Source organism: Magnetospirillum sp. UT-4 (assembly GCF_902729435.1).
Taxonomy (GTDB): domain Bacteria; phylum Pseudomonadota; class Alphaproteobacteria; order Rhodospirillales; family Magnetospirillaceae; genus Magnetospirillum.
This window is the reverse complement of the sequence record NZ_CACVCG010000037.1, coordinates 1-13,930: the sequence shown is the minus strand read 5'-3', so window position 1 is coordinate 13,930 and position 13,930 is coordinate 1. Positions and strand designations below refer to the sequence as shown.

The following is a 13,930-nucleotide window of genomic DNA, read 5'->3' as shown; positions in this document are numbered from 1 at the left end:
GCCCAAACACTGGTCAGCCATGCCCCCCTGTTGGGCAACCGGGCCGCCGGGACGCGGCCCGGTGCCGCGTTGCGGCAGGCACGAGCATTGCATGGATGAATGGTGGTGGAGCCGCACCAGAGGGAGGATCATGGCGTTCGACGAGATGAAGGCCCCGGACGGGGGCGTCCGCGCTCCCTACCGCGCCTACGAGAACTGGCTGCTGTCGGTCGCTCCCGACGTCCTGCCGCGCAAGCTGGAGCAGGCCGACGAGATGTTCCGCCGCATCGGCATCACCTTCAACGTCTACGGCGACCAGGAAGGCACCGAGCGCCTGATCCCCTTCGACCCCATCCCGCGCATCATTTCGGCCGAGGAATGGCAGCGCGTGCATAACGGATGCATCCAGCGCGTCAAGGCGCTGAACGCCTTCATCCACGACATCTACCACGACCAGGAGATCCTGAAGGCCGGCATCGTCCCGCGCGAGCAGGTGCTGGGCAATGACAGCTACCGGCCCGAGATGCAGGGCCTCGACGTCGCCCGCAACGTCTATGTCCACATCGCCGGTGTCGACGTGGTGCGGGTCGGCGCCGACGAGTTCTATGTGCTCGAGGACAATCTGCGCACGCCGTCCGGGGTCTCCTACATGCTGGAGAACCGGGCGATGATGATGCGCCTGTTCCCCGACCTGTTCGCCCGCCACCGGGTCAAGCCGGTGGATTCCTATTCCGACGTGCTGCACAAGGCGCTGCGCAGCGTCGCCCCCGCCGCCTGCGAGGGCGAGCCGACGGTGGTGGTGCTGACGCCGGGCTACCACAACAGCGCCTATTTCGAGCACGCCTTCCTGGCCGAGCAGATGGGCGTCGAGCTGGTCGAGGGCCGCGACCTGTTCGTTGCCGACGGCAAGGTGTGGATGCGCACCACCATGGGGCCGAAGCGGGTCGATGTCATCTATCGCCGCATCGACGACGATTTCCTCGACCCCCTGGCCTTCCGCCCTGATTCGGCGCTGGGGGTGCCGGGGCTGCTGTCGGTCTACCGCATGGGCGGGGTGACCCTGGCCAATGCCATCGGCACCGGGGTGGCCGACGACAAGTCGACCTACATCCACGTGCCGGAAATGATCCGTTTCTACCTGGGCGAAGAGCCGATCCTGCCCAACGTCCCGACCTGGCGGCTGGAACGCGAGGACGACCGCACCTATGTGCTGGAGCACCTGGCGGATCTGGTGGTGAAAGAGGTGCACGGTTCCGGCGGCTACGGGATGCTGGTCGGCCCGACCTCGACCAAGGCCCAGATCGAGGCGTTCCGCGCCAAGATCCTGGCCAATCCGGCCAACTACATCGCCCAGCCCACCTTGGCGCTGTCGACCTGCCCGACCCTGGTGGAATCCGGCATCGTGCCCCGACACGTGGACCTGCGCCCCTTCGTGCTGTCGGGCGAGACCACGACCCTGGTTCCCGGCGGGCTGACCCGCGTCGCGCTGAAGGAGGGATCGCTGGTGGTGAACTCGTCCCAGGGCGGCGGCACCAAGGATACCTGGGTGCTGGAGGATGAGCCATGCTGAGCCGCACCGCGGACCACCTCTACTGGATGAGCCGCTATATCGAGCGGGCCGAGAACATCGCCCGCTTCCTCGACGTGTCCAACCGGCTGTCGCTGTCGGGCGGCAGCGCCCACGATTGCTGGCTGCCGGTGCTGACCATCGCCGGCTGGCCGCCCCAGGACGGCGACGTCCCGGCGGTGCGGGTGATCTCGTGGTCGGTGCTCGACCATGCCAACCCGTCCTGCATCCACGGCTGCCTGCGCGCCGCCCGCGAGAACGCCCATGCGGTGCGCAGCGTCATTCCCAACGAATTGTGGGAGGCGATCAACTCCACCTGGCTGGAGATCAAGCGCCTGGATGGGGCGGCCTTGCGCGAACAGGGCCTGACCGGCTTCTGCGACTGGGTCAAGGATCGCTCGCATCTGGTGCGCGGCGCCACCTACGGCACCATGCTGCGCGACGAGCCGTTCCACTTCGTCCGCCTGGGGACCTTCATCGAGCGCGCCGACAATACCGCCCGCCTGCTCGGGGTGCGCGGTGCCGGGGTGACCGCCGAGTCCCGCTCCTCGGCCGCCGCCGACCAGCTGCACTGGGCGGCCGTGCTGCGCTCGGTGTCGGCCTACAAGTCGTTCCGGGCGCTGACCCGCGACGACATCACCCCGGCCGGGGTCACCGCCATGCTTCTGCTCAATGCCGACATGCCGCGCTCGCTGCATGCCTGCATGGACGCGGTGACCTATTCGCTGGAACGCATCCTGCCCACGGCGGAATGCACCCGCCTGGCCGGGGCCGCCCATGCCCGCCTGCATTACGGCCGTCTCGACCAGTTGCTGGAGGACGGCCTCGACCGGTTCGTCGACGATTTCGTCGTCGCCAACCACACCCTGGGCAAGCAGATCCACAGCGACTTCCTGATGGCCACGTGAGGCGTCGATGCGGCTTTCCATAGAGCATCAGACCGACTACGGCTATTCGGCGCCGACGGTCTATTCCATCCAGTACGTCCGCCTGAGCCCGCGCGAAGAATCCATCCAGCGTACCCTGTCGTGGCGCCTTGACACCCCCGGACAGGCCACCCCCTGGCGCGACGGCTTCGGCAATCTGGTCCATGTGGTGGTGCAGACCCGTCGCCACGACGCCCTGCACATCCACGTCAGCGGCGAGGTCGAGACCACCGAGACCCACGGGATCGTGCCCGAAACGGGCGGCGGCCTGCCGCCCGGGGCCTTCCTGCGCGAGACGCCGTTAACCATGGTTGACGACACCATCCGCGACTTCGCCTCCCGCTTCGAGGCTTTCCGCGCCCGCGGCCGGCTGCCCGCCCTGCACGCCCTGATGGCGGGCATCAGCGAGGCCGTCGCCTATGTCCCCGGCGACACCCATGTCCATTCCTGCGGCTCGGAAGCGCTGGCCCAGGGCAGCGGCGTGTGCCAGGATCATGCTCATGTGTTCATCGCCTGCTGCCGCGTCTGGGGCATCCCGGCGCGCTACGTCAGCGGGTACCTGCACACGTCGGCCGAGGATGGGCGCCATCTCTCGACCCATGCCTGGGCCGAGGCGCTGGTCGAGGATCTCGGCTGGGTCAGCTTCGATCCCAGCAACCGCCAGAGTGCCACCCAGGCCTATGTCCGCCTGGCCGTGGCCTTCGACTATCAAGGCGCCGCCCCGGTGCGGGGCGTCCGGCTGGGCGGCGGCCACGAGGAGATGAACGTGAGGGTCCAGGTCGAGCACCTCGCGGACCAATGAGGCCAAGCCCGCGAATGCGGGCATTTGAACTGGGGGGGGAGACATGACCTATTGCGTCGCCATGGCGCTGGACCAGGGACTGGTCTTCGCTGCGGATTCCCGCACCAACGCCGGCGTCGACCATATTTCCACGTGTCGCAAGATGCGGGTGTGGCAGCGCGAGGACGAGCGGATGATGGTCCTGCTCAGCGCCGGCAACCTGGCCGTCACCCAGGCGGTGGTCGCCATCCTGGATCAGCATGTCCGCGACGGCGACGGCGATCCCGACCACAGCCTGCTTCACGTCACCTCCATGCATACCGCCGCCCGCCTGGTCGGCCAGGCGGTGCGGCAGGTCTATCACCAGGATGCCAAGGCGCTGAAGGAGGCCGGGGTCGAATTCACCGCCTCGCTGATCCTGGGTGGGCAGATCCGCGGCGAGGCACCGCGCCTGTTCATGATCTACGCCGCCGGCAACTTCATCGAGGCGACGCCCGAGACCCCCTATTTCCAGATCGGCGAAACCAAGTACGGCAAGCCCATCATCGACCGCGTCATCACCACCGGGACGGACCTCGTCCGGGCTGCGAAGTGCGCGCTGCTATCCCTTGATTCTACTGTACGTTCCAACGTCACCGTGGGCCTTCCCATCGACCTTCTGGTCTACCGGACCGATACCTTCCGGCCGGCCACCCACCAGCTTATCAAGGATCATGACGCCTATTTCGAGGACCTGCGCTACCGCTGGGGCCAGGGCCTGAAGGACCTGTTCCAGGTGCTGCCCGACCCGCCCTGGGACATCCGCTGATCAGAACCGTCCGAGCAGGGCGTTCAGGGTCAGGCGGACCGGCGCGGTGCGTGCCTGCGCCACGGCACCGTGGTGGAGGTCCCACCTCACCCGCCGCAATACCCTGAGATGCGCCGAGGCCAGCGTCGCCGGCAACAGGGCCGGCAGCGCCGCCCTCTCGATACCCTTGACGGCCCGGGCGGAAGCCAGTTCGGCCTCGGCGGCCTTGGCGATTGCGGCGGCGGCGGCGGCCAAAGCGGGCTGCGGCGCCCTCCCCCCCAGCACATCCTCGGCCGAAGCCCCCGCCTGGTCCAGGCAGGCCGCCGGCACCGTCAACCACCCGGTTGACAGGTGATGGGGAACCGAGCGCAGCAGCCCGACCAGCGCCCAGGCGGTGCCGACCCGGCGCGCCGCCTCCAGGGAGGCCGGCCGCTCCGCCCCAAGGGTGCGGCAGGCCAGTTCGGCCAGCCCGCCGGCGGTGGCGCCGCAATAATCGCGCAGCGCCGCCAGATCCGGGAACGGGGCCGCTTCGAGATCGCGTTCGCGCGCCGCCAGCATGGCCTCGAAGGGCGCGACGGGCAGCCCCAGCCGCAGCAGCGGCGCCGCCACCGGGTGGCGGGCGGCCTCGTCATTGCGTTCACCGGCCAAGACCTCGCGCCACCATTGCAGGCGGATCATCCCGGCCATGGGCTCGCGCACCGAGTCGCGGATGCGCGCCAGTTCGAGGTTGAAGGCATACAGCACCATCACCCCGTCCCGCCGGTCGGCCGGGGCGAACAGCGCGGTGACGAAGCGCTCGCGGTCGAAGCGGGACACCTCGGCGGCGGCGGGTGAAAGGGGCTGATCGGACGCCATGGTAGCCGGCTTTTCCCTATCGGCGGATGGATTGCCGTGGCATATATAGAACCTTGAGCGCGTCCCGCCAAATGGGAGCTCCGCCGTGACCCGTGCCGCCGCCGCCACGCTGCCCGCCACCACCGGCAAGACCGCCGGCGCCGAGAACTTTCCCGTCGCGTCCCTGCTGCTGCGCCCCGCCCTGCGCCGGCAGGTGATGGCCTTCTACCGCTTCGCCCGCCACGCCGACGACGTCGCCGACGACCCGAGCCTCCTGCCCGAGGACAAGCTGGCCCGCCTGGCCGCCCTGGAAGCCGGCCTCGGCGGCGCGCCGGGTCCGGCGGTGGCGGCCGACCTGCGCGACGCCCTGGACGGCGATCCCCGCCTGCTCGCCCATGCCGAACAGCTGCTGCAGGCGTTCCGCCGCGACGCCCTGATCGGGCATTGCCGCGACTGGGGCGACCTGATGGCCTATTGCCGCTTTTCGGCGGCGCCGGTGGGGCGGTTCCTGCTCGACCTCCACGGCGAGGACGGGTCCGCCCATGCCGCCGCGGATTCCCTGTGCGCGGCCCTGCAGATCCTCAACCACCTGCAGGATTGCGCCGTGGATTATCGCAGCCTGGGGCGGGTCTACCTGCCCCTCGACCGCCTGCTGCAGGCCGGGCTCGACGGCCGCGACCTGGCGCTGGAGGCGGCGACGCCGGCGTTGCGCCACGTTCTCGACCAGGTCCTCGATCAGGTCGATGGCCTGCTGGAGCAGGCCCGTCCCCTTCCGGTCCTGATCGCCGATCTGCGCCTGCGCCTGGAAGCGTCGGTCACCCTGGCCATGGCCGAGCGGCTGGCCCTGCTGCTGCGCCGCCACGATCCCCTGGCCGGCCGGGTCGCCCTGTCGCCGCTATGCACCGCCGAGACCGTGCTGATCGGCCTGTTCCGCGCCTTCCTCCGCCCGGCATGAGTTCGTCCTTCTATTGGGCCATGCGCCTGATGCCCCGGGCCAAGCGGGACGCCATGTTCGCCCTTTACGGCTTGTGCCGCGCCCTCGACGACATGGTCGATTGCGACGCCCCGCTGGACCAGCGCCGCGCCCGTCTGGCGACCATGCGCGGCGTGGTGGCGGCGTGGCGGCAGACCGGCATCGCGCTGGCGCCCGCTCTGGCCGCCCTGGCCCCGTCCATCGAGCGCTACGGCCTTCCCGACGCCGAGTTGGACACCCTGATCGACGGCATGGAAATGGACCTGGAAGGGATGAGCGCCCCCGACCTCGCCACCCTTCGGCTGTATTGCCGGCGGGTTGCCGGCGCGCCGGCCCTGCTGGCGGTTCCCATCCTCGGCCGGGCCGAGGCCGGCGACTTCGCCCTGAGGCTGGCCGAGGGGCTCCAGTTCACCAACATCCTGCGCGATCTGGCCGAGGATGGCGACCGCGGCCGGCTGTACCTGCCGGCCGAGATTCTGGAGCAGGCCGGCATTCCCGCCCGCACCCCGCGGGCGGTGCTCACCCACCCCGCCCTGCCCCGGGCCTGCGCCGCCATGGCCGGGCTGGCGCAGGCGGCATTCGATGAGTCCGAATCCGAGCTGCGGGCCATCGGGGCGCGCGGGCTGTGGCCGGCGCGGGCGATGATGCAGACCTACCGCGCCCTGCTGGAGCGCATGACGGCGCGGGGCTGGCGGCGCCTGACGCCGGCGGCCAGGGTGGGCACGCCGACCCGGCTGTGGATCGCGTTGCGCTGCGCCGTCGCGGGACCGTGACCGCCACCCTGCACGTGGTCGGCGCCGGACTGGCCGGCCTCGCCGCCGCCATCGCCGGCCTGCGCGCCGGCTGGCGGGTCGCGGTGCACGAGGCCGCCCCCCAGGCCGGCGGCCGCTGCCGCTCGTTCCGCTGCCCGCGCCTGGACCGGGTGGTCGATAACGGCGCCCATCTGGTGCTGGGCGCCAACCGCACCGCCCTGGCCTTCGCCCGCGCCATCGGCGGCATCGAGGCGATGGAAGCGGGCGAGCCCGCCTTTCCCTTCCTCGACCTTGCCGACGGGCGGCGCCGCACCCTCGCCCCCTACCGTTTCGGAGCCGGACCGATGGAGAGCCTGGCCGCCCTGGGGCTGCCCTGGGTGGCCGGGCATGAAACGGTGGCGGTGCGCCTGGGCGCCGCGCCGTCCTACCGCCGGCTGTGGGAGCCGCTGTGCCTGGCCGCCCTCAACACCCCGGCCACCGACGCCTCGGCGCGCATGTTCGCCCGCCTGCTGCGCACGGTGATGACCGGGGGGCGGCAGGCGCTCACCCCCTATTCCTTCCCGTTCGGCCTGTCCGCCGCCTTCGCCGCGCCGGCGGTGGCGACGCTGGCCGCCCACGGGGCCGAGATCACCTTCCGCCGCCGCCTGATCGGGGTCGGTCCCGGCCGCCGGCTGATCTTCGACGACGGCATCGTATCGCTTTCGGCGGCCGACCGTGCCGTCCTCGCCCTGCCCCCCGACGCGACTTTCGCCGCCGAGGCCATCGTCAACGTTCATTTCCGCCTCGACCGCCCGCCGCCCTTCCGCCACCTGGGACTGACCGGCGGCGTCGCGCAATGGCTGTCGGCACGGAACGACGTGGTCACCGCCACCGTCTCGGCGGCCGGCCGCCTGGTGGAGGCGCAGCCCGACGCCCTGGCCGCCCGGCTGTGGCGGGACGTGGCGGCGGCGCTGGGCGACGATCCCGCCCGGGTGCCGCCCTTCCGCGTGCTGAAGGAGCGCCGCGCCACCCTGTCCCACTCGCCGGCGACGCTGCGCCGCCGGCCGGGTCCGGACGGGGCCGAATGGTTGTGGCGGGCCGGCGACTGGCTGTCCGGCCCATGGCCCTGCACCATCGAGACGGCGGTGGCCTCGGGCCTTGCCGCCACCCGCCTTGCGGTCGGGCGCGACGACGTCGACTTCGCGTGATACTGTTTTTGGCCCTTCACAAGGTCCCCTGCCTTGCCTATGTTGTGCCCAAGTTTTAGACCTTTTCCAATTTTCTCCACCCCATAACGAAAGAGGCGACAATGGCCTTCGAGCTTCCCCCGCTTCCCTATGACAAGGACGCGCTGGCCCCCCACATTTCGGCGCAGACCCTGGAATTCCACCACGGCAAGCATCACAACGCCTACGTCACCAACCTCAACAACCTGGTCAAGGACACCGACCTGGCGTCCAAGTCGCTGGAAGAGGTGGTCCTGGCGGCGGCCAAGGATCTGCCGGCCAAGCAGGGCATCTTCAACAACTCGGCCCAGGTGTGGAACCACACCTTCTTCTGGAACTGCATGAAGAAGGGCGGCGGCGGCAAGCCGTCGGGCAAGGTTCTGGCCAAGATCGAAGCCGCTTTCGGCTCCTACGAGAAGTTCGCCGAGGAGTTCAAGAACGCCGCAATCACCCAGTTCGGCTCGGGCTGGGCGTGGCTGGTGCTGGACGGCGACACCCTGAAGGTGACCAAGACCGGCAATGCCGACCTGCCCATGGCCCATGGCCAGAAGGCGCTGCTGACCTGCGACGTGTGGGAGCACGCCTACTACCTGGACTACCAGAACCGCCGCCCCGATTTCGTCCAGGCGTTCCTGGACAATCTCGTCAACTGGGAATTCGTCGAGAAGAATCTGGGCTAACGCCCAGTTTGGTGGTAACTACGGGCGGCCCCTCCGTATCGGAGCGGGCCGCTCCACGTTTCCGCCATCGCGGCACTTCGTCAGGGAACACACAGCATGCGCCGTTTCGCCCTTTCCTTCACCGCGGTCGCCGCCGTCCTGGCGGTCGCCGCCTGCTCCGAACCCGCCCAGCAGAGCGGCGGTGCCTCCGGTGCCGGCTCCACCGGCATGACCCAGGCCCGCCCGCCGGCTCCCGGCGTGATGAGCGAGGCCGACCGCCTGGCCCAGATGCAGCGCGAGTTCCAGACCTCGGTCGGCGACCGCGTCTTCTTCGCCACCGACAGCATCCAGCTGTCGGGCGACGCCAAGGCCACCCTGGATCGCCAGGCCGCCTTCCTGGCCCGCTACCCGCAGGTGATGCTGCGCATCGAGGGCCATGCCGACGAGCGCGGCACCCGCGAATACAACCTGGCCCTCGGCGATCGCCGCGCCCAGTCGGCCAAGGAATACCTGATGGCCCGCGGCGTCTCCGGCGGCCGCCTGTCCACCACCACCTACGGCAAGGAACGCCCCGAGGCCATCGGCTCCGGCGAGCAGGCCTGGGCGCAGAACCGCCGCGCGATCAGCGTCATCGCCCAGTAGGATTGCCTTTGCATTGCGAAGAAGGGGGCCACCGGCCCCCTTTTTTGTGGTTACACCGCCACCAGCACCGCCGCCACGTCGCGGCCCTCGGTCAGCATGACGTTGAAGGTGCGGCAGGCGGCGCCGGTGTCCATGGGCTCAGGGACGATCCCCGCCCCCTTGAGCGCGTCGCGCAGCGGACGCGGCACCGGCAGCATCCCCTTGCCGCAGCCCAGCAGCAGCACCATCGGCCTCGGCTCGTCGGCCAGCGCGGTCAGCAGCGCCTGGGCGTCCGCCTCGGCCGGCAAGGCCAGGGGCCACGCCACGGTGGCGCGCGGCATGACCAGCACCGAGCCCTCGTGACGGATGCCGGCGATGGTGAAGCCGCCATCGCCGTAGCCGTTGATCAGCTGGAACCCGGTGGGTACGAGGGGGGTGACGTCCATGGCGGGCTATGTGGGGCCGGGCCGGCGCCGCCGCTATGGCAGCGCCTGCTCGCCGGCCTCATCCTCTTCCTTCTGCTGGCCGGTGCGCAGGTTGAAGTAGATCAGCATCGGCACGCCCACGAAGATCGAGGAATAGGTGCCGACGGCGAGCCCCCACAGCATGGCCACCGAGAAGCCGTGCAGGACGTCGCCGCCGAAGACCAGCAGCGCCATGACGGTGACGAACACCGTGGCCACGGTCAGGAAGGTGCGCGCCAGGGTCTCGTTGACCGCCAGGTTGAGCACGTCGTGGATGGGCATGGACTTGTACTTGCGCAGGTTCTCGCGCACGCGGTCGTAGATCACCACGGTATCGTTGATGGAATAGCCGGCGATGGTCAGGATGGCGGCGACGCTGGTCAGGTTGAACTCCATGCCGGTGATGGCGAACAGCCCGAAGGTGGCGATGACGTCGTGGAAGGTGGCGGCCAGCGCGCCGATCCCGAACTGCCATTCGAAGCGGAACCAGACATAGGCGGCGATGGCCAGCACCGACAGGGCGACGGCCAGGACGCCGTCGCGCTTGAGCTCGTCGCCGACCTTGGGCCCGACGATCTCGACCCGGCGATAATCGTAACCCTGTCCCAGCGCGTCCTTGACCTTGGCCAGCGCCACCATCTGCGCCTTCTCGTCGCCGGCCTGCTTCTGCACGCGGATCATCACGTCACGTCCGGTGGCACCGAACTCCTGCAGCGACACCTCGCCCAGGTTCAGTCCGTCCAGGGTCGAACGCATGCGGGAGATGTCTGCCGGTCCGGGACTGGCCTGGACCTCGATCATGATCCCGCCGGCGAAGTCGATGCCGAAGTTGAAGCCCTTGAGTCCGATGGCGGCGAACGAGCCCAGGATCAGGGCGGCCGTGAAGGCGCTGGCGATGAAGCGCCGGCCGATGAAGTTGATGCGGGGCGTCCTGGCGATCAGGCGGCCGTAGAAGTTCATGGTGACGTTCTCCTACAGCGGCAGGGCCTTGGGCCGCCGCCACTTGATCCACAGCGCCACCATCAGGCGGGTGACCATGATGGCGGTGAACATGGACGAGATCAGGCCCAGCGACAGGGTGATGGCGAAGCCCCGGATCGGGCCGGTGCCGAACTGGAACAGCAGCGCCGCCGCCGCCAAGGTGGTCAAATTGGCGTCGAGGATGGTGCTGAAGGCGCGGTCGAAGCCGGCCTGGACGGCGCTGAGGATGGTCCGTCCGCCCCGCAGCTCCTCGCGGATGCGCTCGTAGATCAGCACGTTGGCGTCCACCGCCATGCCCATGGTCAGCACGATGCCGGCGATGCCGGGCAGGGTCAGGGTTGCCCCCAGCATGGACAGCAGACCGAGCAGCAGCACCAGATTGAGGACCAGCGCCACGTCTGCCAGAACGCCCAGGGTGCCGTAGATCACCACCATGAAGACGACCACCAGGATCAGGCCGATGATGCAGGCGATGGCGCCGGCGCGGATGGAATCGGCGCCGAGATCGGGGCCGACGGTGCGTTCCTCGAGCACCTGCAGCGGCGCCGGCAGCGCGCCGGCGCGCAGCAGCAGCGCCAGGTCCTGGGCTTCCTTGATGGTGAAGCTGCCCGAGATGATGCCCGAGCCGCCCAGGATGGGCTCGTTGATGCGCGGGGCCGAGATCACCTTCTCGTCCAGCACGATGGCCAGCTGCTTGGCCACGTTCTCGCGGGTGGTGTCGCCGAACTTCTTGCCGCCGGCGGCGGAGAAGCGGAACGAGACCACCGGGCGGCCGTCCTGGAAGGTGGCTTGGGAATCGGTCAGCAAGTCGCCGCCCACCTCGACGCGCTTCCTCACCACCACCTGGGCCGGCATGCCCCGTTCGCTCTCGGTGGCGGGCAGCAGCATGGACCCGGGCGGAATGCGGCCGCGTGCGGCCTCCTCGGGCGTGGTGGAATCATCGACCAGATGGAAGGTCAGCTTGGCGGTCTTGCCCAGCAGCGCCTTGATGCGGTCGGGGTCCTTGACGCCGGGCAGCTGGACCACGATGCGATCCGCACCCTGGCGCTGGATCGAAGGTTCGCGCGTGCCCAGCTCGTCGACGCGGCGGCGCACGATCTCGATGGACTGATCGACCGCGGCGTTGATCCGCTTGTTCAGCGCCTGCTCGGTATAGCGGAACCAGAAGGTGCCATCGTCGCCCACCTCGACCCCGGCATCGGGATCGAGCTTGCGCAGGTCGGCCCGCAGCCGTTCGCGGTCCGCCGGCTCCAGCAGGCGGACCTTGACCGCGTCCTTGCCGGCCACCCCGAGATCGGCATAGCGCGCCCGCTCCTTGCGCAGCAGCGTGCGCAGGGATTCCACCAGCGACGACAGGTGCTCGCGCACCACATAGCCGGTATCGACCTCGAGCAGCAGGTACGAGCCGCCCTGCAGGTCGAGCCCCAGGCTGACCGGCTGCAGCCAGCCCGGCATCTGGTCGGTGGTCTCGCGCGGAAAAAGATTCGGCGACGACCAGATCAGCCCGGCCAGGGCGACCACCAGCACCGTCACGATCTTCCACTTGGGGAAATGCAGCATGGGGATCCGTCGTCAGGATGAAGGGTAAGGCACCGCCGTCACTTGTCGGCGGCATCCTCCTTGGCGTCGTCCTTGGTGTCGTCCTTGCCGGCGGCGACCGGCTCGGTCTTGGAGATCACGTCCTGGATGGTGGCGCGCACCACGCGCACCCGCACGCCCTCGGCGATCTCGACCACCGCTTCCTGGTCGTTGACGACCTTGGTGACGGTGCCGTAGATGCCGCCCGAGGTCACCACCCGGTCACCGCGGCGCAACTGGCTCAGCATCTCCTTGTGCTGCTTGGCGCGCTTCTGCTGGGGACGGATCAGCAGGAAGTAGAACACCACGAAGATGAGGATCAGCGGCAGGAACTGCTCGATCCCGCCGAGACCTCCGGCGGAAGCGGCGGCCTGGGCATAGGCGGGCGTTACGAACATGTCGGAGTCTCCTAGGGCGGGCGGAACAGCGTCTCAAGAACCGTGCGGAATATAACGGCACCGCCGCCCGATGCAAACCTTAACCGCCGTTAACCCCGACTTGCCGGGCGGGCGGCGGCGCACTACCCTTATCGCATGGACCCGGAAGCCCTTCGTCTGCTCGCCCGCATCGCCGCCGCGCTGGAACGCCAGGCGCCGCCGCCGCTGGCCGCCGCCGATCTCGATGCCGCCGACGCCTTCGTCTGGCATGCCCATCCCGACGGGCTGGAGCCGGTGGACGCCATCAACCGGATCGACATCGCGCTGCTGAGGGGCATCGACCGCCAGCGCGACCTGCTGCTCGACAACACCCGGCGCTTCGCCCGGGGCCTGCCCGCCAATAACGCCCTGCTGTGGGGCGCGCGCGGCGCCGGCAAGAGCTCGCTGGTCAAGGCCGCGCACGCGGCGATCAACGCCGAGGCGCCGGGCGCCCTGGCCCTGGTGGAAATCCACCGCGACGACATTCCGTCGCTGCCGCGCCTGCTGCGACTGCTCAAGGCCCACGGGCGGCGCACCGTGCTGTTCTGCGACGACCTGTCGTTCGAGGGCCAGGACGACGCCTACAAATCGCTGAAGGCGGTGCTGGAAGGCGGCATCGAGGGCCGCCCGGCCAATGTGGTGTTCTACGCCACCTCGAACCGGCGCCACCTGATGAGCCGCGACATGATCGACAACGAGCGCGGCAGCGCCATCAATCCCGGCGAGGCGGTGGAGGAGAAGGTGTCGCTGTCCGACCGCTTCGGGCTGTGGCTGGGTTTCCATCATGTCGGCCAGGATACCTATCTGGAGATCGTCGCCGGCTATGCCGGACGGTTCGGGCTGGCGGTGGACGACGAGACCCTGCACCGCGAGGCCAACGAATGGGCAGTGACCCGCGGCGCCCGTTCGGGCCGCGTCGCCTGGCAATTCATCCAGGACCTGGCCGGCAGGCTGGGGGCGCGGCTGGATTAGCGGGGGGCGGCAGAATTCGGCCGTCGCGTCGCAATGCTCAAATCGTCATCGCCTGGCTTGAACCAGTGCTGTCCGGTTCATTTCCTGCCGCCACCCTTTTCCGTCATGCCCGGGCTTGACCCACTTCTGTCCGGTTTATTTTTCGGAGAGCCTTCGGGAGCCCTTGGTGTCGGCCGCGTCCAGGGTGATGTTGGCGGAAGCGGACAGATTACCCTCGCCCGCCTGCGGGACCTTTGCGAAACTATGCCCGAGGACGCCCTCGTCCTTCGAGACGACCGCTGGCGCGGTCTCCTCAGGATGAGGGCTTTAATGATTTCAACGTATTAAGCCTCATCCTGAGGAAGCCCGTAGGGCTGTCTCGAAGGATTAGGCGTCCCCGGCCCGGATTTCGCAAAGGTCCCGCAGGCGGGCGAGGGGGCATGGGCCAGCCGAGAA

Annotated in this window: 15 protein-coding genes; 10 read left to right on the top strand and 5 right to left on the bottom strand. The window is 69.3% G+C overall.

Features of this window, described 5'->3' with window-relative positions; genetic code table 11:
* Window positions 1-130: 130 nt before the first annotated feature.
* Genes MTBUT4_RS03610 through MTBUT4_RS03595 form a run of 4 tightly spaced genes read left to right on the top strand, consistent with a single transcriptional unit; the run spans window position 131 to window position 4,061 of the window.
* Window positions 131-1,549 carry a circularly permuted type 2 ATP-grasp protein gene (locus MTBUT4_RS03610; protein WP_173978295.1) on the top strand — a complete coding sequence of 473 codons (1,419 nt, stop codon included), beginning with the start codon at window positions 131-133 and terminating at the stop codon, window positions 1,547-1,549.
* Window positions 1,543-2,454, top strand: coding sequence for an alpha-E domain-containing protein (locus tag MTBUT4_RS03605; protein WP_173978294.1), 912 nt, complete (start codon window positions 1,543-1,545; stop codon window positions 2,452-2,454). The genes MTBUT4_RS03610 and MTBUT4_RS03605 overlap by 7 nt, the downstream gene beginning before the upstream one ends.
* Before the next feature lie 7 nt (window positions 2,455-2,461).
* Window positions 2,462-3,274, top strand: coding sequence for a transglutaminase family protein (locus MTBUT4_RS03600; RefSeq protein ID WP_173978293.1), 813 nt, complete (start codon window positions 2,462-2,464; stop codon window positions 3,272-3,274).
* Window positions 3,275-3,317: 43 nt separating this feature from the next.
* Window positions 3,318-4,061 carry a proteasome-type protease gene (locus MTBUT4_RS03595; RefSeq protein WP_173978292.1) on the top strand — a complete coding sequence of 248 codons (744 nt, stop codon included), beginning with the start codon at window positions 3,318-3,320 and terminating at the stop codon, window positions 4,059-4,061.
* Here MTBUT4_RS03595 and MTBUT4_RS03590 read toward each other — a convergent pair whose 3' ends face one another.
* Complete coding sequence (locus MTBUT4_RS03590) at window positions 4,062-4,895, bottom strand: squalene/phytoene synthase family protein (protein WP_173978291.1); 834 nt, start codon at window positions 4,893-4,895, stop codon at window positions 4,062-4,064.
* Window positions 4,896-4,980: 85 nt separating this feature from the next.
* Here MTBUT4_RS03590 and MTBUT4_RS03585 point away from each other — a divergent pair, with 85 nt between their 5' ends.
* The 5 genes from MTBUT4_RS03585 to pal all read left to right on the top strand — a co-directional run bounded on the left by MTBUT4_RS03585 (window position 4,981) and on the right by pal (window position 9,105).
* Complete coding sequence (locus MTBUT4_RS03585; RefSeq protein ID WP_173978290.1) at window positions 4,981-5,829, top strand: squalene/phytoene synthase family protein; 849 nt, start codon at window positions 4,981-4,983, stop codon at window positions 5,827-5,829.
* Complete coding sequence (locus MTBUT4_RS03580) at window positions 5,826-6,620, top strand: squalene/phytoene synthase family protein (protein ID WP_173978289.1); 795 nt, start codon at window positions 5,826-5,828, stop codon at window positions 6,618-6,620. Before MTBUT4_RS03585 ends, MTBUT4_RS03580 begins: the two co-directional genes overlap by 4 nt.
* The gene (locus MTBUT4_RS03575; protein ID WP_254434722.1) at window positions 6,617-7,786 is read left to right on the top strand and encodes an FAD-dependent oxidoreductase; all 1,170 of its coding nucleotides are present in this window, start codon (window positions 6,617-6,619) and stop codon (window positions 7,784-7,786) included. The genes MTBUT4_RS03580 and MTBUT4_RS03575 overlap by 4 nt, the downstream gene beginning before the upstream one ends.
* A gap of 101 nt (window positions 7,787-7,887) precedes the next feature.
* Complete coding sequence (locus tag MTBUT4_RS03570; protein ID WP_173978288.1) at window positions 7,888-8,484, top strand: superoxide dismutase; 597 nt, start codon at window positions 7,888-7,890, stop codon at window positions 8,482-8,484.
* Window positions 8,485-8,580: 96 nt separating this feature from the next.
* Entirely contained in the window at window positions 8,581-9,105 is a 525-nt protein-coding gene (gene pal, locus MTBUT4_RS03565; RefSeq protein ID WP_173978287.1) for a peptidoglycan-associated lipoprotein Pal, read from the top strand.
* A 50-nt stretch (window positions 9,106-9,155) separates the two neighbouring features.
* Here pal and MTBUT4_RS03560 read toward each other — a convergent pair whose 3' ends face one another.
* From MTBUT4_RS03560 to yajC, 4 genes are read right to left on the bottom strand one after another with little or no spacing between them, the layout of a single operon-like run.
* Window positions 9,156-9,530 carry an Mth938-like domain-containing protein gene (locus tag MTBUT4_RS03560; protein WP_173978286.1) on the bottom strand — a complete coding sequence of 125 codons (375 nt, stop codon included), beginning with the start codon at window positions 9,528-9,530 and terminating at the stop codon, window positions 9,156-9,158.
* A gap of 33 nt (window positions 9,531-9,563) precedes the next feature.
* On the bottom strand, window positions 9,564-10,508 hold the full coding sequence (gene secF, locus MTBUT4_RS03555; RefSeq protein ID WP_173978285.1) for a protein translocase subunit SecF: 945 nt from the start codon (window positions 10,506-10,508) through the stop codon (window positions 9,564-9,566).
* A gap of 12 nt (window positions 10,509-10,520) precedes the next feature.
* On the bottom strand, window positions 10,521-12,089 hold the full coding sequence (gene secD / locus MTBUT4_RS03550; protein WP_173978284.1) for a protein translocase subunit SecD: 1,569 nt from the start codon (window positions 12,087-12,089) through the stop codon (window positions 10,521-10,523).
* Between the two features lie 38 nt (window positions 12,090-12,127).
* Window positions 12,128-12,505 carry a preprotein translocase subunit YajC gene (gene yajC / locus MTBUT4_RS03545; RefSeq protein WP_173978283.1) on the bottom strand — a complete coding sequence of 126 codons (378 nt, stop codon included), beginning with the start codon at window positions 12,503-12,505 and terminating at the stop codon, window positions 12,128-12,130.
* 135 nt (window positions 12,506-12,640) lie between these two features.
* Here yajC and MTBUT4_RS03540 point away from each other — a divergent pair, with 135 nt between their 5' ends.
* Window positions 12,641-13,495: an ATP-binding protein gene (locus MTBUT4_RS03540; RefSeq protein ID WP_173978282.1), complete on the top strand. Its 855-nt coding sequence runs from the start codon at window positions 12,641-12,643 to the stop codon at window positions 13,493-13,495.
* Window positions 13,496-13,930 lie beyond the last annotated feature (435 nt).

Bases quoted from the DNA above. Each gene is read 5' to 3' on its own strand.
- MTBUT4_RS03600 (WP_173978293.1), top strand. From the start codon at position 2,462: ATGCGGCTTTCCATAGAGCATCAGACCGACTACGGCTATTCGGCGCCG.
- MTBUT4_RS03570 (WP_173978288.1), top strand. From the start codon at position 7,888: ATGGCCTTCGAGCTTCCCCCGCTTCCCTATGACAAGGACGCGCTGGCC.
- secD (WP_173978284.1), bottom strand. From the start codon at position 12,089: ATGCTGCATTTCCCCAAGTGGAAGATCGTGACGGTGCTGGTGGTCGCC.
- MTBUT4_RS03595 (WP_173978292.1), top strand. From the start codon at position 3,318: ATGACCTATTGCGTCGCCATGGCGCTGGACCAGGGACTGGTCTTCGCT.
- MTBUT4_RS03580 (WP_173978289.1), top strand. From the start codon at position 5,826: ATGAGTTCGTCCTTCTATTGGGCCATGCGCCTGATGCCCCGGGCCAAG.
- yajC (WP_173978283.1), bottom strand. From the start codon at position 12,505: ATGTTCGTAACGCCCGCCTATGCCCAGGCCGCCGCTTCCGCCGGAGGT.
- secF (WP_173978285.1), bottom strand. From the start codon at position 10,508: ATGAACTTCTACGGCCGCCTGATCGCCAGGACGCCCCGCATCAACTTC.
- MTBUT4_RS03540 (WP_173978282.1), top strand. From the start codon at position 12,641: ATGGACCCGGAAGCCCTTCGTCTGCTCGCCCGCATCGCCGCCGCGCTG.
- MTBUT4_RS03560 (WP_173978286.1), bottom strand. From the start codon at position 9,530: ATGGACGTCACCCCCCTCGTACCCACCGGGTTCCAGCTGATCAACGGC.
- MTBUT4_RS03590 (WP_173978291.1), bottom strand. From the start codon at position 4,895: ATGGCGTCCGATCAGCCCCTTTCACCCGCCGCCGCCGAGGTGTCCCGC.
- MTBUT4_RS03610 (WP_173978295.1), top strand. From the start codon at position 131: ATGGCGTTCGACGAGATGAAGGCCCCGGACGGGGGCGTCCGCGCTCCC.
- pal (WP_173978287.1), top strand. From the start codon at position 8,581: ATGCGCCGTTTCGCCCTTTCCTTCACCGCGGTCGCCGCCGTCCTGGCG.
- MTBUT4_RS03605 (WP_173978294.1), top strand. From the start codon at position 1,543: ATGCTGAGCCGCACCGCGGACCACCTCTACTGGATGAGCCGCTATATC.